The sequence below is a fragment of the Neorhizobium vignae genome (assembly GCF_000732195.1).
Classification (GTDB): domain Bacteria; phylum Pseudomonadota; class Alphaproteobacteria; order Rhizobiales; family Rhizobiaceae; genus Neorhizobium; species Neorhizobium vignae.
Genome location: NZ_JNNU01000003.1, coordinates 261,446 through 279,888, shown reverse-complemented (window position 1 = coordinate 279,888; position 18,443 = coordinate 261,446). Strand labels below are relative to the sequence as shown.

The 18,443-nt window shown below is 61.7% G+C and carries 19 protein-coding genes; 2 read left to right on the top strand and 17 right to left on the bottom strand.

Annotated features, from left to right (window positions below; translation table 11 throughout):
- Nucleotides 1-3: 3 nt before the first annotated feature.
- From GQ59_RS05965 to GQ59_RS05910, 12 genes are all read right to left on the bottom strand, one after another.
- A complete protein-coding gene (locus tag GQ59_RS05965) occupies nt 4-1,101 on the bottom strand; it encodes an NAD(P)H-dependent amine dehydrogenase family protein (RefSeq protein WP_037078765.1) in 1,098 nt (365 codons plus the stop codon).
- Between the two features lie 26 nt (nt 1,102-1,127).
- Nucleotides 1,128-1,835: an amino acid ABC transporter permease gene (locus GQ59_RS05960; protein ID WP_051903814.1), complete on the bottom strand. Its 708-nt coding sequence runs from the start codon at nt 1,833-1,835 to the stop codon at nt 1,128-1,130.
- Nucleotides 1,836-1,852: 17 nt separating this feature from the next.
- Nucleotides 1,853-2,689 carry an ABC transporter substrate-binding protein gene (locus GQ59_RS05955; protein ID WP_037078763.1) on the bottom strand — a complete coding sequence of 279 codons (837 nt, stop codon included), beginning with the start codon at nt 2,687-2,689 and terminating at the stop codon, nt 1,853-1,855.
- A 152-nt stretch (nt 2,690-2,841) separates the two neighbouring features.
- A complete protein-coding gene (locus GQ59_RS05950) occupies nt 2,842-3,768 on the bottom strand; it encodes a dihydrodipicolinate synthase family protein (RefSeq protein WP_037078760.1) in 927 nt (308 codons plus the stop codon).
- A 2-nt stretch (nt 3,769-3,770) separates the two neighbouring features.
- Nucleotides 3,771-5,141: a dihydroorotase gene (locus GQ59_RS05945; protein ID WP_037078758.1), complete on the bottom strand. Its 1,371-nt coding sequence runs from the start codon at nt 5,139-5,141 to the stop codon at nt 3,771-3,773.
- A 4-nt stretch (nt 5,142-5,145) separates the two neighbouring features.
- Nucleotides 5,146-5,805 (bottom strand): aspartate/glutamate racemase family protein, encoded by a 660-nt coding sequence (locus tag GQ59_RS05940; RefSeq protein ID WP_037078755.1) that lies wholly within the window; start codon nt 5,803-5,805, stop codon nt 5,146-5,148.
- Nucleotides 5,806-6,139: 334 nt separating this feature from the next.
- On the bottom strand, nt 6,140-7,450 hold the full coding sequence (locus tag GQ59_RS05935; protein WP_037078753.1) for an LLM class flavin-dependent oxidoreductase: 1,311 nt from the start codon (nt 7,448-7,450) through the stop codon (nt 6,140-6,142).
- A gap of 8 nt (nt 7,451-7,458) precedes the next feature.
- Nucleotides 7,459-8,220 (bottom strand): ABC transporter permease, encoded by a 762-nt coding sequence (locus tag GQ59_RS05930; protein ID WP_037078750.1) that lies wholly within the window; start codon nt 8,218-8,220, stop codon nt 7,459-7,461.
- Nucleotides 8,217-9,014: an ABC transporter permease gene (locus GQ59_RS05925; protein ID WP_037078747.1), complete on the bottom strand. Its 798-nt coding sequence runs from the start codon at nt 9,012-9,014 to the stop codon at nt 8,217-8,219. Before GQ59_RS05925 ends, GQ59_RS05930 begins: the two co-directional genes overlap by 4 nt.
- Nucleotides 9,011-10,036 (bottom strand): ABC transporter substrate-binding protein, encoded by a 1,026-nt coding sequence (locus GQ59_RS05920; RefSeq protein WP_037078744.1) that lies wholly within the window; start codon nt 10,034-10,036, stop codon nt 9,011-9,013. The genes GQ59_RS05925 and GQ59_RS05920 overlap by 4 nt, the downstream gene beginning before the upstream one ends.
- A 57-nt stretch (nt 10,037-10,093) precedes the next feature.
- Nucleotides 10,094-10,864 (bottom strand): class II aldolase/adducin family protein, encoded by a 771-nt coding sequence (locus GQ59_RS05915; RefSeq protein WP_037078741.1) that lies wholly within the window; start codon nt 10,862-10,864, stop codon nt 10,094-10,096.
- Between the two features lie 18 nt (nt 10,865-10,882).
- Nucleotides 10,883-11,812: an ABC transporter ATP-binding protein gene (locus GQ59_RS05910; RefSeq protein ID WP_084683061.1), complete on the bottom strand. Its 930-nt coding sequence runs from the start codon at nt 11,810-11,812 to the stop codon at nt 10,883-10,885.
- A gap of 399 nt (nt 11,813-12,211) precedes the next feature.
- Between GQ59_RS05910 and GQ59_RS05905 the strand changes: the two genes are divergently transcribed.
- Together GQ59_RS05905 and GQ59_RS05900 are read left to right on the top strand one after the other, a co-directional pair.
- Nucleotides 12,212-12,787 carry a DUF523 domain-containing protein gene (locus GQ59_RS05905; RefSeq protein WP_152564245.1) on the top strand — a complete coding sequence of 192 codons (576 nt, stop codon included), beginning with the start codon at nt 12,212-12,214 and terminating at the stop codon, nt 12,785-12,787.
- Nucleotides 12,784-13,194 carry a hypothetical protein gene (locus tag GQ59_RS05900; protein ID WP_037078739.1) on the top strand — a complete coding sequence of 137 codons (411 nt, stop codon included), beginning with the start codon at nt 12,784-12,786 and terminating at the stop codon, nt 13,192-13,194. Before GQ59_RS05905 ends, GQ59_RS05900 begins: the two co-directional genes overlap by 4 nt.
- Nucleotides 13,195-13,252: 58 nt before the next feature.
- Here GQ59_RS05900 and GQ59_RS05895 read toward each other — a convergent pair whose 3' ends face one another.
- From GQ59_RS05895 to GQ59_RS05875, 5 genes are read right to left on the bottom strand one after another with little or no spacing between them, the layout of a single operon-like run.
- The gene (locus GQ59_RS05895; RefSeq protein ID WP_037078736.1) at nt 13,253-14,197 is read right to left on the bottom strand and encodes a nucleoside hydrolase; all 945 of its coding nucleotides are present in this window, start codon (nt 14,195-14,197) and stop codon (nt 13,253-13,255) included.
- A gap of 1 nt (nt 14,198) precedes the next feature.
- A complete protein-coding gene (locus tag GQ59_RS05890; RefSeq protein ID WP_037078733.1) occupies nt 14,199-15,128 on the bottom strand; it encodes a cupin domain-containing protein in 930 nt (309 codons plus the stop codon).
- A complete protein-coding gene (locus tag GQ59_RS05885) occupies nt 15,125-16,384 on the bottom strand; it encodes a hydantoinase/carbamoylase family amidase (protein ID WP_037078731.1) in 1,260 nt (419 codons plus the stop codon). The genes GQ59_RS05890 and GQ59_RS05885 overlap by 4 nt, the downstream gene beginning before the upstream one ends.
- 4 nt (nt 16,385-16,388) lie before the next feature.
- A complete protein-coding gene (locus GQ59_RS05880) occupies nt 16,389-17,267 on the bottom strand; it encodes an alpha/beta fold hydrolase (protein ID WP_037078729.1) in 879 nt (292 codons plus the stop codon).
- A 43-nt stretch (nt 17,268-17,310) separates the two neighbouring features.
- Complete coding sequence (locus GQ59_RS05875; RefSeq protein ID WP_037078727.1) at nt 17,311-18,441, bottom strand: pyridoxal phosphate-dependent aminotransferase; 1,131 nt, start codon at nt 18,439-18,441, stop codon at nt 17,311-17,313.
- Nucleotides 18,442-18,443 lie beyond the last annotated feature (2 nt).

The following is an 18,443-nucleotide window of genomic DNA, read 5'->3' as shown; positions in this document are numbered from 1 at the left end:
AAATCAGACCTTCCTCGTTACCGGCAGGTAACCGGGCTTCACCTGGCGCGAAGGATCGACAGCATAGCGGGAAAGACCACGCACGGTACCGCCGGTCGGAAGGTCCAGAGGCGAAACGAGACCCGGTTCGGCCTCGGCCAGCGGCACGATCGTGTTGGCCATGATATTGGCTGCGCCGAACAGCGACTGCATCGCAGGCTTGATCGACATCTTGACCGGCATAGCGCCGTCGATCTCGATCCTGTCCTCCTCGACCAGGTTGAACTTCTCCGGCTGATAATACATCGCCAGCGACGTGCGGAGCACCTCATTGCCTTGACGGAGAGCCCGGGCACGTTGGGTGATGCCGATCACGCGGCCGGGCGGGAGGATGCCCAGCGTCGGATCGCCGCTATCGACCTCGAAATCGGCCGTCTCGAGATCCCACGCCTCGGTGATCTCGTCGATATCCAAATTGAGAGCGTCCGCGATCCTGAGCAACGACTCAGGCGCGCCCATGTGTCCCTCGACGCGGCCGTCGGCAATCCGCCGGTTGAACTCCTCGGGCGTCAGTCCGTAACCGACGTGCTCGATGTCACCCGGACCCGTGCCGGTAACGTCGATGCAGCGATGAATGGTCAGGCGCTTCACGGCGCTGGTACCGCGCGCCAGCACCAGCGGGAGCACGTCATATGAAAAGCCGGGATTGATGCCCGTGCCGGTGATGGATACGCCGTTGGCACGCGCCGCGCTATCCAGGACATCCGCGAAGGCGCCGTAGCGCAGGCCGGGATAGAACATGGATTCGGCCGCGGACACCACGTTGAGGCCCGCATTCAGGGCCGCAAGCAGCTGATCCTTGATGAGGTGAGGTTTGGACTCGGTCATATGCACGAGCACGTCCGGCTTTTTCGAAAGTTCGGCGAGCGCGGTTGCAAGATCGCCGACGATCTTGATGCCGCCGAAGCGCTGGTAGCCAGTCACCTCCGCAAGCGTGCGCCCGATCTTGGCGGCATCGGTGTCGATTGCCGCAACGACCTTGATGCCCGGATAGTCGGCTTCGAGCACACGCAGCAGTCGACCGCCCATGGCGCCGACCCCGAACAGAACAACGGTCTTCATCTCAGCTTCTCCGGGAGACAACTCTCTCACCCTTTCGCCGACAGGGGCGGGACGATGGTCATGTTTCGTTTGACGCTGCCGGTTGCGGCGTAGCGCTCGAGCTGGCGCTGCACGATGATCCAGGCGGAATACATCAGCAGGTACCAGAAGGCCGCTACGGCATAGAGCTCGATGACAGCGTAGGTTTCGTTGATTGCGGTTCGCGTGACGCGCAGAAGCTCGCTGAAGGAAATGACCGACAGGAGCGACGTCGTTCGCATCATGGACGAAAATTCGTTGCCGAACGGCGGCAGGATCAGTCGCACCGATTGCGGCAGGATCACGTGAAGCATGGCGCCGAGCCAGCTCATGCCCATTGCTCGCGCCGCCTGCATCTGGTCGGGCGGCACGCTCTGCAGGGCGCCGCGAATGATCTCGGACATATAGGCACCCGAGTAACAGCCCAGACCAATCAGTCCGGCCTCCAGCACCCCAAGGCGGATGCCGAGCTGGGGCAGACCAAAATAGAGGAGGAAAAGCTGCACCAGCGGTGGCGTGCCGCGCCACAGCCATACCCAAGTCCCGGAAAATATCCGCAAGGCCCTGTGTCGCGACAGGGCACACAGCGCAAGGATCAGCCCGATGACGGTTCCGATCGCCTGTGCCGCTATCGCGACCAACAGGGTGACGCCAGCCACGGTGGCAAACCGTGGCTGCGCCAAGTAATGCAGGAATGTCTCGACCGAGAACTGCATCGTCAGCCTACATCAGATCATTGCGGGTTGAGTACGAATGCATCGACCGGGGCCACGCCCCATTTCTCGACGATCTTCTTGTAGGTGCCGTCAGCGCGCATCTCTTCCAGCGCCTTGACGATCATCGTCGCCAACTCAGTGTTGTCCTTCAGGGTAGTGATCGCAAGACGATTTGCGGCGTTACCCGTGAAAGCCATTTCGAAGGGCGCCTTGCTGGTCGAGATGTAATAGGCCGCCTGCGGATCATTCAGATAGGCCGCATCGACCTGCTTGGTCACCGCGGCCTGGATGGCTTCGGAATTGGAGTCGAATGCACGAATGTCGATCGGCTTCTTGCCGGCGGCGACCATGCGGTCGCTCTGCGCCTGGAGGTTCTTGTTGGTCGTGCCGCCGGCGGCGACCGAAACCACCTTGCCAGCCAGGCCGTCGAAGCAGGCATTGTAGCTCGCCGGCACGCCGATCTTGCCTTCGCACGCAATGCCGCCGGGATTACCCTTCGGAACCATCATGCCTTCACCCCACTGAACGTAGGCGATCATGTTCATGATTTTCAGACGATCCGGATTGATGAAGATCGCGGTGCAGAGGCTGTCGAAGCGCTTCGCCTGCAGGCCGGGGACCAGGCCGGGAAACGCGAGGTTGGTCCATTCGACTTCCTGGTCGAGGCGTTTACCGATCTCGCCGCACATGTCCACATTGAGGCCGTCCTTCTGGCCATCGGTGCGGATGAACTGGTTCGGAGCCGCGGCGAAATCGGCTGCGAACGAAATCTTGCCCTTGGTGAGGGTGGGCTCCGCCAGCGCGGCGGTGGCCATCATGGCAAGGAAAGCAATGCTCAGTGTTTTCTTCATCATGTCATTCCCCTTTTCTTGGTTAGCTTTGACTTACTGGTTATTTCCACATTCAGACTCCGAGAGCCTGGAATCTCACCGGTTCCGCAGCATCCCGCCAAGGCCACGGCCTGCCCCCAGAACCAACGCCTTGCGTCCGGCAAAACTGAAATCCATCAACCCAGCTCCTTGAGACGTTTCTCCTGGCGGCGAAGCAGCCGCTCCACTTCGGCCCGGGCCAGCGCATCCAGTTGTGCGCCCGGCTGGCGTTGCGCGGCCGAGGCGATCGCACCTCGCCTGGCCAGCACGTATTTCCGAACGGCAAGGCCAACGCCCGGCTGCTGTTCGTACCGGACGAGCGGCAGATAGGCATCGAACAGGTCCTGGGCACGGTCCATTTCACCGCGGGTTGCCAGATCGGTGACCTGGACCAGCATTTCCGGGAAACCGAAGCCGGTCATGGCGCCATCAGCGCCGCGCGCCACCTCTTCGGGCAGGAAGACCCCGCCATTGCCGCAAAGCACGGAGATACGGCGGCGCCCCTTGGCTTCCGCCTCGCGAAGCTTCGAGATCTTCGACAGGCCGGGCCAGTCCTCGTGCTTGAGCATCACGATCTGCGGCAGTTCATCGATCAGGCGCCCCAGGAGTTCGTCGCTGATCTGCACCGTCGTTGCCAGCGGGAAGTCCTGAAGCACCACCGGCACATCATTGCCGATAAAACCACAGGCCTGACGATAGTAGCTCAGGATCTGTGCGTCCGTGCGCAGGTTCATCGGCGGCGCAATCATAACGCCGGCGGCGCCCTGCGCCATGGCGTCCTGGCTGACTTCGGCAAGCGCTGCGAGGCCGGGCGACGAAACGCCGACCACGACGGGCTTGCCCGGCGCGCGTGAAATGACGCGCTGGATCACCTGACGCGACTCGGCTCCCGTGAGCTTGGGAGCTTCGCCCATCATCCCGAGAACGGTCAGACCGTCAGCGCCTGCGGCAAGGTAGAAATCCGTCACGCGGTCGAGGCTGTCGAGATCGAGCGATCCGTCATCCTTGAACGGCGTGACCGAAATCACATAGACGCCCCGCGCCTTGTCGGTGAGAATTGTCATTGTCAGCCCTTTTCAGTCGCGAACCAGCCCGCTGTGGCGCGCGGCACGAAACGGCCGCTTCCGGGGCTGTTGAGAATGTCCTGCCCATCCCAGACGAGCTGCCCGCGCAACCAGCTTGCCGCCACGCGGACCGTGAAAGTCTCGCCGTGGAAGGGGCTCCAATTCAGTCCGTCGTGGGAGCACCCCTGGTCCCAGACGAAGCTACCCCGTTCGAGCGCGATCAAATCGGCCTCCCGGCCGACAACAATCGCCCCCTTGCGGTCGTCGATACCGAAGAAGCGGGCGGGCCGTTCGGCCAGATACTCCGCGCTCAACCGTGCGGCATCGAGACCCCGCGCTTCGGCAGCCGTGAAGAAGGCGGGAACGAGCGTTTCGAGGCCCGGGACCCCGGCGCCGGCATCGAAGATCGAGGCCGTCAGCTTGTTGTCGATCGGCCAACTGGAATGATCGGAAGAAACGAACGCGACAAGGCCTTCGGAAATCGATCGCCAGAGGCCGTCGATCGCCGATGCGCGGATCGGCGGGTTCACCTTCATGCGCGCCCCAAGCCTTTCGCCATCACGCGCGGCATCGAGCCAGAGGTAGTGGACGCAAAGTTCGCCGGTTGCCGCCGCGCCCAGCTCGGCGATCGCTCCCGTCAACCGGAAGCCCGCCTCCGTCGTCAGGTGAACGGGATGGACATGCGCGCCAGTCGCCAGGCCGAGGGCAAGGAACTGCCCGGTCGCCGCCAGCTCGGCCGCTTCCGGGCGAGCTTCCACATGGGCGGCGATATCGTTTCGACCGGCCGCCTTCGCTTGCGCGATGCGGGAAAGGACTATCTCCTGATCCTCGTTATGCAGCCCAAGCGGCAGACGCGTCGAGACCAGAGCCTCCATCAGATCGAGCACGAGATCCTCGCCAATCCGGGGAAAACGCACGGGATTGCTTTCAAACGACGAGATCTTGAAGGCGACGACACCCCCCGCGATCAGCGACGCCAGGTTGCTCACGCCAGTCTCTCGGGTCGCCGTTCCGTACAGCGCCATGTCGGCATGCGCATGCGTCGCGATTGCAGCGACCTTGGCATCCAGCCGTTCCCGGCGGTCGAGCGGCTCGGGATTGTCATAGGGCATGTCGACCAGCGTGGTCACGCCACCCGCGATTGCCGATCGCGTGGTGTCGGCAATGCCGGGGAGCCCTTTGTAACTCGTCGCATGGGTCTGGCCGTCCACCGCTCCCGGCAGGATCAGCGCATCGCGTCGATCATCGACCCTTACGGCGCTCGGAGCATCACCCACTCCGATAGCCACTATGCGGCCCTCGGAGACAGCTACCCAGCCACCCTCGAGGATGCCATTCGGCACGACCACCCGGCCCTTAATGACAAGCTCCATCAGATCACCCCTTTGCAAAATACTCGAGGTCGAGCGCATTGATGGCCGCCGCGACGGCCGCCTGCACGGGATCGACAACCGGCATGCCCAACTCCTGCTGTAGGACGGGCCGGTGGCCGCCCATGCCGGCGCAGCCAAGGATTACGACGCCGGCACCGTCCAAGTCCGCCATTACCTTTGCGGTGCGGGCAACCGACGCGCCCGCCAAATCGAGATCATTCGCTTCCGCCACGGACATATTGACCGGCCGGTCGGCCGCCAATCGCGCGGTCAACCCGAGCCGCTCGATATGAGCCGCATGGCGCGCAACCGATGAGGGGCCGAGCGAGACGACGCCGAAGCGCGGCGCCAATTGCAGCGCGGCATAATAGGCAGCCTCGGCGATGCCAACCACCGGCCGGTTCGTTGCCAAACGGGCCGCAGCAACGCCGGGATCGGAAAAACACGCCACCACGAAGGCATCCGCGTCGCCGCGGGCTATTCTCTCAACCACCATGGGGGCGACAAACGCCACATCCTCATCGGTCTCGATACCGATCGGCGCATCGGGAAGGCGGTCGCAAACGATCGTGTGAACGGTAACGGCCTGCAAAGGCGCAATGCTTGCGGCAATGGCTTCGGTCACCTTCGTCGAACTATTCGGGTTGAGAACGAGAATTTTCACCGCACCCCCTGACGCCTTTGCTTGGCATCAGGAGAATTCTATATCCGCCGTGATATGTCAACTGATATTCTACAGCATATAACATGCCAATTAATGACTATAAATTAGACATTTAGCTAATTTGATGGACGCGTTTTTACGGAACCGTCGTCAAATGAGATACACGGCGCAAGTGGCCTGCGCTGAGACGGTGAGTGTATTGTAGTATGGCTAGCCGAGTTATCTGCAGCGGTGTGTGCGACTGGAGAGAACTGGGAAAAGGACCACAGTGGTTTCAGCTCTCTGCCGCAGCGGACACCCGTCTCTCTCGGTGAGCAACTTGAAACCGTGTTATTCACGCAGGTCGCGTACGTTCAGAACGCGGAGGTCTTGCGAGACCCATCCGATCGCGGAGCGTTGTTCCCTCGTAGTGCATGCGGTAGAGCCCTCGCTCCTGGAGGATCGGAACGACCATATCGACGAAATCCGTCAATCCGCCGAGAAAATGAGACGGCATGATGTTGAATCCGTCCGCCGCACCTGTCTGGAACCAGGTCTCAAGCGTATTCGCCACATAATCCGGCGTGCCGCAGAGAACCCAGTGGCCGCGTGCGGCAGCGACCAGGTTGTAGAGGTCACGCAGGCGCATGTTTTCCCGCTTTGCCTTGTCCAGCATGACCCGTGCAAAGGCGTAATAGTTTTGCGAAGGGCCGATATCCGGGATCGGCCCGTCGAGGTCGAATTGGCTCATGTCGATGCCGAAGCGGTCGCTCAGAATGGAAAGCCCGTTGGTCTCACTGATGAAACCCTGCAATTGCGCAAGCTTGTCGTGAGCCTCGCGTTCGGTGCGACCGACGATCGGCATCACGCCCGGCAAGATGATCATGGAATCCGCCGTTCGACCATATTTCGGAAGCCGCCCTTTGACGGAAGCATAAAAGGCGCGCGCTTCCTCGAGATCCTGGGTGACGGAGAACACAACATCAGCGGATTTGGCCGCGAGTTCCTGTCCCGGGCCTGAGCCGCCGGCCTGCAGGATGATCGGTTGCCCTTGGGGGGAGCGCCCAATGTTGATCGGGCCCTTGACCTTGAAATGGGTGCCGTCGTGATCGAGCGCGCGGACTTTTGCCGCATCGATATAGACGCCGCTTTCCCGGTCGGCGACGATCGCGTCGTCGGCCCAACAGTCCCACAGCCCGCGCACCACCCTCAGGAATTCCTCGGCGATCTCGTAACGTTTGGAATGGTCCGGATGAATCGTTCCAAAATTCGCCGCCGCCGACGGATTGGCTGTCGTCACGGCATTCCAGGCGGCGCGGCCACCGCTGATATGGTCGAGCGAGGCAAATGCGCGGGCGACTGTGAACGGATCGCTGTAGGTCGTCGACATCGTGGCGCCGAGACCGATATGGCGCGTCGCACCGGCAATCGCCGACAGCAGCGTCAGCGGCTCGAGCCGCGCCGTATACGAGGGGTGGGCGCCCGGATCCGCATTGAGGTTGTCGCCCATGAAGATCAGGTCGAACAGCCCGCGCTCCGCCTCCATGGCGACGCGGCGCATCATCTCGATATCCTGGAAGCTGTCCATCGCTCCTGGTATCCGCCAGCCGGCGACATGGCTGCCGGTGCCCAGAAGGAAAAGGCCGAAATGAATGCTGCGCGTCATAGGATTGTTCATCTCCAGAAAATGTAACGCTGCTCGATGAAACTGATCACACCGAAGAAGCAGAGGCTGATCGCCGACGCGACGATGATCGCCGCCCAGACCTGCACGAAATCGATCTGCAGCACGGCCTGATAGATCACCCAGCCAAGGCCCCCATAAGCGCCCAGCATTTCGGTGACGATGGCGACGATGACGCTGCGGACGGTGGACACCCGCATGCCGGCAATGATCAGCGGCAAAGCTGTTGGGAGCCGCAGACGCCAGAGCACCGCCATTCGCCCTGCCCCGAAAGAGCGGACCAGATCGATCGATTTACGATCGACGCGATCCAACCCCGCGACGGTGCTGAGGAAGACGGTGAAGCTGACGGCGACGGCGACCATGACGATCTTGGACGTCATGCCGATGCCGAGCCAGAGCAGGACGAGCGGCGAATAGGCGACGACCGGCACCGAGTTGATGGCCGTCGCAACCGACATGACGGCGCTGCGGGTGCGAGGGACCATGCTGACCCCGACGGCAGCCGCAATGCCGATGACGCAGCCCAACAGATAGCCGGTCAGGGCCTCGGCGGCGGTGAAGCGGGCGGCGGCGGCGAGCTTGCCCGCGTCGGCGACCATGCCGGCGAGAATGCTGCTCACCGAAGGGAGGACATAGGTCGGTAGGTTAAAGCCGCGGACGCTCAGTTCCCAGATTGCCGCAAGGAGGAAGGCGCCGGCAAAACCCCGGCCGATGCGGCGCGCATTGCTGCTTGCAGCGACGGTGCTCATTGTTCCGCTCCCCAGAAGACGATCCGCCTTTCCGCTTCGGAAACCGCGCCGTAAAGGCCGATCCCGAGGCAGGCGGAAGCGACGATGGTGACCCAGATGCCCACGACGTTTTCGTTGTACATGGCCTGCAGCAGCAGCACGCCGAGGCCAGTCGTATCCCCGAACCATTCGCCGACGATGGCGCCGATCAGCGAGAGGGAGGAGGCGAGCTTGAGGGCGACGAAGATCTGCGGCAGGGCGGCCGGCAGGTAGAGGCGCCGCAGGATCTGGCCCTCTTTTGCGCCGAAGCTGCGCATCAGCGCGACCTGACGCGGATCGACCGTCGCAAAGCCGAGAAGCGCGTTCACCGTCACCGGCAGGAAGCTGATGTAGAAGGCGATGACGGCCTTGGCGAACAGCGTATTGCCGAACCACAGAACGACGACGGCGCCGAAGGCGATGACTGGTATGGTCTGGGACACTACGAAGAGGGGAAAAAACAGCTCCCGGAGGATGGTCCAGCGATGAAAAAGCACGCCCATGGCGACGCCGAACAGGCTGCCAGCGACGAAGCCTATGATCGTTTCCAGCAGGGTGCGCCACATGCTCAGCAGATAGGCCTGCGGCGTGGCAAGAAACGCGGCTGCAATCGCGCTCGGCCGTGGCAGGTAATAGGGTCTGATTCCCAACGCCACGACAATCAGCTCCACCACCAGCAGAAATGCGGCGATCCAGATCAGGGACTTAAGGATCGAGACAAATCTGCCCGCCTTTACGGCGGACAGGGATGCACCGGACAGGCCGGAGAGGCTCATAAGCGCTTTTCCGCGACCGCGATCTTCGACAGGAAGCTGTCGTTGAACGCGGCGTCTAGATCGACGGGCTTAGAGATCACCTTGTATTCGGCGAGCAGGCTATTGGCAGAGCCGACGGCTGCCTTGTCAATGGCGAAGAGGCCATCAGTACCGCCCTTGCCGGCGACCATCAGCTTCTTGATCTCGGACAGCATGACTGCCTGTTGGGCGCGGTCGAGGGTCGGCGCGACCTTCATGACGATGTCGATCGCTTCTTTTTCGTTGGTCAGGGCGTATTTCCAGCCCTTGATGCTGGCGCGCAGGAATTTCTCGACCAGTTCCGGCTTTTCCTTGGCCGTCTGTTCCGACACGATCAGCGTGTCGCGTGGGAAGGAGACGCCGCTATCTTCGGGCACGAAGATCCGCAGGTTGTCCATGCCGACACGTTGCGCGACGATCTGCAGTTCGTTGTAGCGGGTGGCGGTCGCCACATCGACCTGCTTGTCGATGAACGGCGTCATCGAGACCTGTTGCGGCTGGACATCGACTTCGCCAGCCTTGATACCAGCCTTCGCCAGCATGGCCGACAGAACATGGTTTGCGCCGGTGAACCAGGCCGTCACCTTCTTACCCTTGAAATCCTGGACGGTTTTGACCGGACCATCCTTGTAGGTGACGAAGACGAACGGCGTCACCTGATGCGCGACGCCGATGCAGACGATCGGCAGGCCCTTGTCGCGCGCGCTAAAGACGCTGTCGGTGCCGCCCGAGAGGCCGAACGTGTCGGCGCCGGTCGCCACCAGGTTCTCGGTCAACAGGTTGGGACCGCCCGGGTTGATGGTGAGGTTGATGCCCTCATCCTTGTAATACCCCTTTTCCAGCGCAACGTAGAAGCCGGCGAACTGGGCCTGGGTCAGCCATTTGAGGCGCAGGCTGGCATTGACTGTCTGCTGGGCAGCGACCGGGGTCGCGCTGTAGCCCAGACCCTGAATGCCGACGAACGTTGCGGCGAGCGCCGCCAGAAGATGTCGTTTTTTAAGCATGGTCCCTCTCTGTTGATTTTTGGTTGGTTATGGTTGTGTCAGTCGTTTTTTCGCGACTTACCGGCGATAATCCGATCCTTCCCGTTCGAGCTGGCGAAGGAAGGCGGGCCATTCCCGTTCTCCCGCAATCAGGATGTCACCCTTGTTCTCCCAGAACTGGCGCGCCGCCTTTTCGCAGACCTCATGCGACGGGGTCAGCAACTCGGCACCCGAAGCCTGCAGGTCGAGTTGGATGCGCGCGGCGCGCTCGAAGTAATAAAGCAGCATGAAGGCCTCGCCCGGCGTGCGGCCGAGTGTCATGATGCCGTGGTTGCGCATCAGCATGACCCGGCTGTCGCCCATGTCTGCGATGAGGCGGGCCTGTTCGTCCATGTCGATCGCCACACCTTCGTAATCGTGGAAGGCCTGGCGCTGATAGAAACGCATCGCAAACTGCGTCAGCGGCAGCAACCCGTCCTTCTGGCAGGAGATAGCGGTACTGGCATCGGAATGGGTGTGCAGAACGCAGACCGCATCGTGCACGGCCTTGTGGATGGCGCCATGAATGACGAAGGCGGCCTTGTTGATCGTATAGGGCGTGTCGTCAAGCTTGTTGCCGTCGATATCGATGCGTACCAGGCTCGAAGCGGTAATCTCGCCGAACAGGAAGCCATAGGGGTTGAGAAGGAACTGGTCGTCGTGCCCCGGCACGCGCATGGAGATGTGGTTGTAGATCAGGTCGTCCAGGCCCAGCCGTGCGACCATGCGGTAGCAGGCGGCGAGATCGACGCGCGCCTTCCACTCGGCTTCGGAAATGTGGGCGGGACGTTCGGCATATTCACTGGCCATCGTGTTTCCTCTTTTGTTCTAATGTCCCGAAGTCATGAACGACTTCATGCTTTCCTCCTCGATGGCGTCGAGGAGTGTCTTCTTCAGCCCGACGAATTCGGGCGACGTGACGATGTCGGCCTTGCGGGGGCGCGGCAGGTCGATCTTCTGTTCAAGTTTCACCTTGCCCGGCCGGGCCGTCATGACCAACACGCGGTCGCCGAGGAAAATCGCCTCATCGACGTCGTGGGTGATGAAGAGCACGGTGCGCCGGTGTTTCTGCCAAACGTCGAGCAGCCAGCGCTGCATCATCGTCCGTGTCAGTGCGTCCAGCGCGCCGAACGGTTCATCGAGCAGCATGAGATCGCGCTTGAAGAGAAACGTGCGCATCAGAGCCACGCGCTGGCGCATGCCGCCCGAAAGCTGATTGGGATATTGCGCCTCAAATCCGGAAAGCCCGAATTCCGGCAACATCTTCAGCGCTTCCGCCCGGGCCTGCGCCCGCGGCATGCCTTCGATCTCCAGCGCCAGGATGGCGTTGTCGATGACGTTTCGCCATGGCAGCAACAGGTCCCTTTGCGGCATGAAGGAAACCTGTCCGAGCAGTTCGGAGGCCGCAGAACTCTTGCCGCGGAAACGCAGGATATTGCCCGGATCCGGCTCTTCGAGGCCCGCGAGGATGTTGAACAGCGTACTCTTGCCGCAGCCGGAAGGGCCGACAACCGTCACCAGCTCACCCGGAAGGATGGTTGCCTCCAGGTTATCCAGCGCAATGACAGGGCCAAAACTCTTGGACACCTTACGGAGTTCGATGAGAGGCCTGTCACCCGATGCGGTCCAGGCCGGTTCCGCGGCGGGTGCTGCAAGGGCTTCGGCCTTTACCGGCCTCAACAGGCCCGCGAGACCCCGCGCTCCCGAATTCAGCCCGCATGCGTAGTCCTCACTCCAGGCAATCGACATGTCGGTCATCGAGAAGGCGTCTCCTTGCATGCAATTATTACCATTCAGGATGCAAGCAAGCCTCATGCCAAATACGCTAACTTTCCAAATTTATAAAAAATGGGGCCGATCTAGGGATTTTTCGAACTGGATCAGATTGTCACGGCGCCGCCACAAGACAAATCGCGGATAAAATATCCAGTAATCAAAAATATGCATACATAAAACGCATATTTTGGACGCAGAATGATCGCTAATGCGGCATTTTGCCGGGAGGCCGTTCCAGCAAAGCATTCAAGGTACCGGAAACAGCGCGGCGCGGGGGATAGTGGCATGGCGATTGCATCGTAACCCAGTCGACATGCCGCGAGAGCCGGCGGCCCATTCTAGTCGTTACAGGGCAGATCAAGACATTGAGGGACGCAAGTGATGCAGGACGAACCAAGACGAGTAGCCTATGTGGCGCACTGTCTCATGAACCAGAATGCCAAGGTCAGTGAGTTCGCGAAATGCGCAGGCGTTTTTTCTCCGCTGGTCGAGCGGCTGGTCAAAAACGGCTTTGAGCTGCAACAACTCCCCTGCCCGGAGATGAGCCATATGGGTGTCGTCAGGTGGTGGGCATCCCGAGAACAGTACGACACACCGGGTTACCGGCGCCACTGCCGCAACCTGGCAAAAAGCGTGGTGGATCTCGTGATGATGCATCAGGATGCCGGCTACGACGTCGTTATCGTCGGCCTGGACGGCAGTCCGTCAAGTGGCGTCCGTCTCACCAGCACCAAGGCATCCTGGGGTGGCAGACCGGAGGGCGCCGTCCACGGGGGGAGCGATCGCCGACCCGGCATGGGCATCTGGATGGAAGAGCTGAAATGCGAGTTCGAGGAACGCGGTCTTGCATTTCCCCGCGCGACCGGCGTGGCGATGGATGCACAGGATTTCGATCTCCAGAAGGCGATGGTCGAACTCGACGCGTTTCTGACCGAAGGCAAGGAGAACGCCGCGTGATCCGGGAAGACCTGAGAAGCCGCCGCATTGCGGTCATCGCCGATTTCGTCGTCAATCCCGGTTCGGCACTTTACGGCAGACAGAAAGCACCGCCGAGCAGCTTCATGGATGCACTGGTGGAGCGCGGCTGGGGCGTCATGAAGATGCCGCCGCATGTGGCAAAACCGGAAAGCTGCGAAGCGCTGATCGAGGTTTCCGTAGGCGACCTGATCGATTACCGCAAGAACGGCTATGACGTGGTGATCGCCGCTGTGGAAGACCTGCCGCAGCAAGGCGTCTGGCTGGATGCCATGGCGGTCTGCTTCAGGAAAGTCGGCAAGGACATGCCGCCCGTCGTTACCATCCGATCGGATGCCACGGCTGCCGATGCCGACAGACTCGATGGCGCACTGGCGCCGGCGGCCTGAGCCACGCGACAACATCGAAACGGATCGGCGGGATCACGCCCGCCGAAACCGCAAGTCTTCAGTTTTCGGCGAATGCCTGCTTCATCATCTTAAGAAAGCCGCCTGTCGACGCCTTTTCGATGATACGGGCGTTGACCTTGTATTCCGGCCAGCGGGTGCCGAGCTTCGGCGGGTGGATGGCAGAGAAACCACGGGTGATTTCACCCGCAGTCTCGATGCGCACTACGGCCTCACGCGAGGATTCGATCAGATCCGGGTTTAGAGCACACGCACAGGTCAGCGAATCCGGATGGGTGCTGACCGGCCGACCGTAGCGCACTTCCGCAGTCTCGCGCGGCACCGCGGAAACCTTGCGGTAGAATTCCGAAAGAGGCGTCTGCATCGCGAAGATCTCGTCCAGCTGATCGCCCTCCAAAAGCCCGGAACGCATGGTCAACGTCCAGGTGGACAGCGTGATATCGAAACCCGCCTCGAAGACGATACGTGCGGCTTCCGGATCGATGAAGAAATTGTATTCGGCGCAGGGCGTGATATTGCCGACCGCGTTGTCGGTGCCCCCCATGATCCAGAGGTGGCGCGCCGCCTTGGCGATCCGCGGCTCCTTCATGACCGCCAGCGCGATATTGGTGAGCGGCGCCTGGGCCAGGATATCGATCTCGCCGGGCTCTGCCATCACCCGTTCGATGATGGCATCGACCGCATGCATGGTTTCCGGCCGCTGACGGGCGATCGGCAGGTTAGCGCCGCTCATTCCGTCGTTGCCGTGCATGGTGGATGCTTCCCAGGGCTTCACCATGGGGCGGCGGGCACCGAGATAGACCGGCACCTTTCCCGAGAAACCCGCCGCCTCGATGGTCGCCAAAGCGTTTTCAACCTGCTGGTCGAAGGGCACGTTGCCGACGCAGATCGTCACCGCCTCCAATGTCGAGCCGGGCGTGCGCATGGCGAGCAGGAGCGAATAGGTGTCGTCGCCCGCCGTATCCGTGTCTATGATCAGCCGCATATCAGTAGAACTCGAAACCCATCGTGCGGGCATGGTAGTGGAAACCGCCGTCCTGGACGATCAGGAATTCGGCCCGGGTATCACCATCATTGTGGTGGCTATGCTTGGCGGCCGGAGGTGTCACCAGCGTCGCCCATGGCGACCACGCGCATTTGGCATCCGCCACCATCGAATAAGCCGGATCGCCGTTGACCACCAGCGTGATCGCGGCGGAATTGTGCTTGTGCGGCGGCTGGAAACTGCGCGGCTTCAGCGTGTTCAGCGACAGGGTCATCGTCGTTGCGATGTTGCGGCTTGCTTGCGTCTTTTCGGCCGAAAAGATCAGTGCGTGGCCGGATGTGCTTGCATTGGCGTTGGTCCCATAGACAACGTCTAGCTGATGGCTGATCTCGCCTGCCGGGTAATGCACGAAGCTGACGGCCGCGTTGTCACCGATGATCGGCTCCGACGCGTCGAACATCAGCTGCGGATCATTGCCCACCAGCCAGAAGATACTGTCCTCGCTCGCCGTGATGGCAGAGGGCACGCCGCCGGGAAGAAGGAAGACATCTGCCTTGCCCAATACAGCCTTTTCGTCACCTACGACGAGAGTGGCCTTACCCTTGATGACGTACCAGATCGACGCGGTATTGATGAGCGTCGTATCCAGAACTTCGCCGGACTTGACCACCGCATAGCGGGCCAGCATCAACGGAGTCGTCGCCGGAAAAGGGCACTGCATTTCGGCGGACAGATCGCAGTTGATGAAACCGGTCTTTTCGAGCGCGAAGGCGCTGGTCGGTTCGGCGGTGAAGATCCTGCCCGGCACCGGCGGAAGCTTGATGTTGAAGGCATTGCCGGAGTTGAAATAGCGGCCCCGCGCCTCCGCAGCATTGGCTGGATTGCGAGGCAGCTGAACTGGCATTTCGGCCATGTCGTTGACGGTGCTCATGATGCGTCTCCATATTCCTGTGAAAGACCTGTCTGCTCCAGGAGCAGATCGAGAAGAACGGCAGCGCCGGCCGCAACGTGTTCCGGTTCCGCCCATTCGTCTGGATGATGACTGAGGCCAGCGCGACAGGGGATAAAGATCATCGCACTCGGAGCAATCGGCGCCATCTGCCGGGCATCATGCCCTGCCGCCGAAAGCAAATCGAGGGCGGAATAGCCATGACGGCCGGCGGAATGGCGTATCGCTGCCCGAAGCCCCTCGTCAAACGTGTTCGAGGGAGCATCGACCAAGCGTTTGATATGAAAGCTGCAGGGATGCGCCTCTTCGGTAACGATCGCCTCCAGGCGCAGGCCGAGCCGGTCGAGCACGGCATTGTCCGGATGCCGGAGGTCGATGCGGAAGACTGCGCTGGAGGGCACGACCGATGGCGCGTTGGGCTGGATTTCCAGCCGGCCGATAGTGAATTTCACCACCTCATCGACCGCCATCTCTTGCTGCATGCGCAACGCCATGCGCGCAAACGCCTGCAACGCGTCCTGGCGGCGCTCCATCGGCTCGGTGCCGGCATGCGCTTCGCGTCCGGATATGATGATCTCGTAGGTCTTCTTGCCCTGAATGCCGGAAACCACGCCGATCACCGCACCGGCGCGTTCGAGCACATCCGCCTGCTCGATATGCGGTTCTATATAGGCGTGGATGGGAAACCCGAGCGGCCGATGCTCCATATCCGGAAAGGCGGCATGCACGGCAGCCAGCGCCTCGGCGACGGAAATGCCGGCGGCGTCCTTGACCGCCATGACCTCATCCATCGTTCGCCTGCCGGCGAAAAGCTCGGACCCCATCATTCCGGGCGCAAATCGGCTGCCCTCTTCGTTCATCCATGCGACAACCGTGAGGGGCCGCTCCGGTATCATGCCCGCCTCGGCTATAGCCGTTACAGCTTCGAGCGCCGCCAGTGTGCCGAATGCCCCATCAAAAAGACCGCCCGTCGGCTGACTGTCGACATGACTGCCAGCGACGACGGGCGACAGGTGGGGAAACTTGCCGTTTAGTGTCAGAAAAAGGTTTCCGGCCGCGTCCGTGGAGGGTTTCAAGCCTACCTCGGCGCTCCATGCGATGATGCGGCGCCAGCTAAGAATTTCCTCGGCCGACAGGGCCTGGCGGTTGACACCCTTCTCGGGCAGGGCGCCATCCCTGCCGAGTTCCATGAGCCGCGACCACAGCCGCTCCGGGGATATCGAGACCACGCCGGTCATTGCGCTATTCCGTCCGCATCACCTGTCCCGGATCGGCGCGCGGATCGCGCACTTTCCAGGCGCCCGCTTCCACCTGGGCGAGAAAATCGGATACCAGCGTGTTGAACAGGGCGGGCTCCTCGAGATTGAGCGTATGGCCGGTCTTCGGCAGGATCGCGAGGCCGCTGGCGGGAAGCGTCTTTTTCAGGAAAATGCTCGGCTGGAGGCAATGATCGTCCTCGTCACCCGACATGATCAGGGTCGGAACCAACATCTTCTTCAGTTCGTCTTCCAGGTCCCAGAAAGATGGCCGGCGGCACTGTACGCCGCGCATGGTGTTGGCCGCGCCAACGGCAGAGTGCCGCGACAGCCGCTCCGCAAAGGCAGCCCAGCCGCGCGGGTCCTTGTTCTGGAACTGCACGCGGCTTGCGCCGAGCGAATAGATCTTGGAGAAACCGACCGGATCCTTCTCGAAATTATCGGCGACCTTCAGCGACGTATTGCGGAAATAATCGGCGGTGGCGCGCTCCGTGCCGTAACCGGCTCCGGCGACCGTCAGCGATAGCGCCCGCTCAGGGAAGCGCAGGCCGAAATGCAGCGTCGCGAAGCCGCCCATCGACAGGCCGACGATATGCGCCTTCTCGATGCCGAGACCATCGAGCACGGCCAGGGCATCTTCTGCCGCCAGCGCCTGCGAATATCGTTCGACATCCGCCGGGATATCGGACGGAGCATAACCGCGGGCCGCATAGGTGATGCAGCGGTTGCGCCGGGGAAAGAAGCTCATCTGCGGTTCCCAGGCGTCGTAATTGCCGCCGAACTCGTGGATGAACAGGATCGGCGTTCCGGTCTCGCCTGCCGTTTCACAATAGAGCTTGATGCCATCCTTGCTGGTCACGAACATGAACCGGTCTCTCCTGTAATATGCTTGGTTCCTGGACCGGCCCCTAGAAGAGAGCCGGCACGTCGTTCAGTGTGCGCGCGGTCGCGATATAGCCGGGCAGCCCTTCGCAGAAGCGTTCGGCCCAGGCTGATGGCACCGAGGTCGAGACCTTGATGAACCGGTCGCCGAAACGCGCCGTGTGGTAGCGCCCCTGGCGGATCATCACGCCCTCGCGGCGGGCCGCCTCGACGATCGCTTCGGGCGAAACGCCGGTGGACGCCGTTTCCAGCACGAGGAAATTGCCGTGCGACGGCTGGACCGGCACTATGATGCCGGCAGCTTCCGCGGCCGCGACGATCATCGCCTTGTTCGCCCTGTCGATAGTCCGGACGTCCTTCATCCATTCGGTTTTGACCGAAAGCCCGGCCATCGCGGCGCGCTGGGCGACGACAGATGCCCCGAGCACGGAGGTCGAGGCGGACGAAAACTCATCGACCAGCGCGGGTGACGCAACGAGGGCGCCGATGCGCATGCCGGCGAGCCCCAGCCATTTGGAGAAGCTCAGCGAAACGACGGTGCCTTCCGGAGCGACCTGCAGAACCGGCGTGTGGCCGTCTGCGAAATCCCTGTAGGTGCAATCGTGGATCATCAACGCGCCGACCGACCGGGCGATCTCTGTGAAAGCCTCGATTTCCTCGCGGTCGTAACGGATGCCGAGCGGATTGTTGGGATCGACGATATAGATGATCGCGCAACGGTCATCGACGGCGGCCCGCAGGGCATCCGGGTGCAGTTTGTATTTGGTCGCCGGATCGTAGATCGGGATCTGGATGACCTCGGCACCGGCCTGTTCGGCAAACATGCACGGCCATTTCCAGGTCGGGTCCGTGGTCACCAGCGTCGTGCCGGGCCTGGCGCGCGCTTTACAGATCATTGCCAGCGCATTGACGCCGCCTTCCGTCACCAGCGCTTCTGCGGACAGGACGCCGAGATCGGCGACGATCCCTGCTCGCAGCGCCTCGAAGCCCATCGGCGGCGCGTAGGCGTTGAATTCGCAGGCTTCGATGGAGCGGATCATTGCTTCGCGCACGGCGGGATGCGCGGGGATGTGATTGGTGTTCTGTCCCATCCACGCCAGATCCGGCGTCGAGAACAGGTCGTCGAAATAGCGGTTTCGAATACGGGCGTCGCTCATGA

Bases quoted from the DNA above. Each gene is read 5' to 3' on its own strand.
- GQ59_RS05885 (WP_037078731.1), bottom strand. From the start codon at position 16,384: ATGACCGGCGTGGTCTCGATATCCCCGGAGCGGCTGTGGTCGCGGCTC.
- GQ59_RS05955 (WP_037078763.1), bottom strand. From the start codon at position 2,689: ATGATGAAGAAAACACTGAGCATTGCTTTCCTTGCCATGATGGCCACC.
- GQ59_RS05895 (WP_037078736.1), bottom strand. From the start codon at position 14,197: ATGCGGCTGATCATAGACACGGATACGGCGGGCGACGACACCTATTCG.
- GQ59_RS05920 (WP_037078744.1), bottom strand. From the start codon at position 10,036: ATGCTTAAAAAACGACATCTTCTGGCGGCGCTCGCCGCAACGTTCGTC.
- GQ59_RS05880 (WP_037078729.1), bottom strand. From the start codon at position 17,267: ATGTTCGTGACCAGCAAGGATGGCATCAAGCTCTATTGTGAAACGGCA.
- GQ59_RS05960 (WP_051903814.1), bottom strand. From the start codon at position 1,835: ATGCAGTTCTCGGTCGAGACATTCCTGCATTACTTGGCGCAGCCACGG.
- GQ59_RS05905 (WP_152564245.1), top strand. From the start codon at position 12,212: ATGCAGGACGAACCAAGACGAGTAGCCTATGTGGCGCACTGTCTCATG.
- GQ59_RS05910 (WP_084683061.1), bottom strand. From the start codon at position 11,812: ATGACCGACATGTCGATTGCCTGGAGTGAGGACTACGCATGCGGGCTG.
- GQ59_RS05890 (WP_037078733.1), bottom strand. From the start codon at position 15,128: ATGAGCACCGTCAACGACATGGCCGAAATGCCAGTTCAGCTGCCTCGC.
- GQ59_RS05945 (WP_037078758.1), bottom strand. From the start codon at position 5,141: ATGGAGCTTGTCATTAAGGGCCGGGTGGTCGTGCCGAATGGCATCCTC.
- GQ59_RS05935 (WP_037078753.1), bottom strand. From the start codon at position 7,450: ATGACGCGCAGCATTCATTTCGGCCTTTTCCTTCTGGGCACCGGCAGC.
- GQ59_RS05930 (WP_037078750.1), bottom strand. From the start codon at position 8,220: ATGAGCACCGTCGCTGCAAGCAGCAATGCGCGCCGCATCGGCCGGGGT.
- GQ59_RS05925 (WP_037078747.1), bottom strand. From the start codon at position 9,014: ATGAGCCTCTCCGGCCTGTCCGGTGCATCCCTGTCCGCCGTAAAGGCG.
- GQ59_RS05875 (WP_037078727.1), bottom strand. From the start codon at position 18,441: ATGAGCGACGCCCGTATTCGAAACCGCTATTTCGACGACCTGTTCTCG.
- GQ59_RS05950 (WP_037078760.1), bottom strand. From the start codon at position 3,768: ATGACAATTCTCACCGACAAGGCGCGGGGCGTCTATGTGATTTCGGTC.
- GQ59_RS05965 (WP_037078765.1), bottom strand. From the start codon at position 1,101: ATGAAGACCGTTGTTCTGTTCGGGGTCGGCGCCATGGGCGGTCGACTG.
- GQ59_RS05915 (WP_037078741.1), bottom strand. From the start codon at position 10,864: ATGGCCAGTGAATATGCCGAACGTCCCGCCCACATTTCCGAAGCCGAG.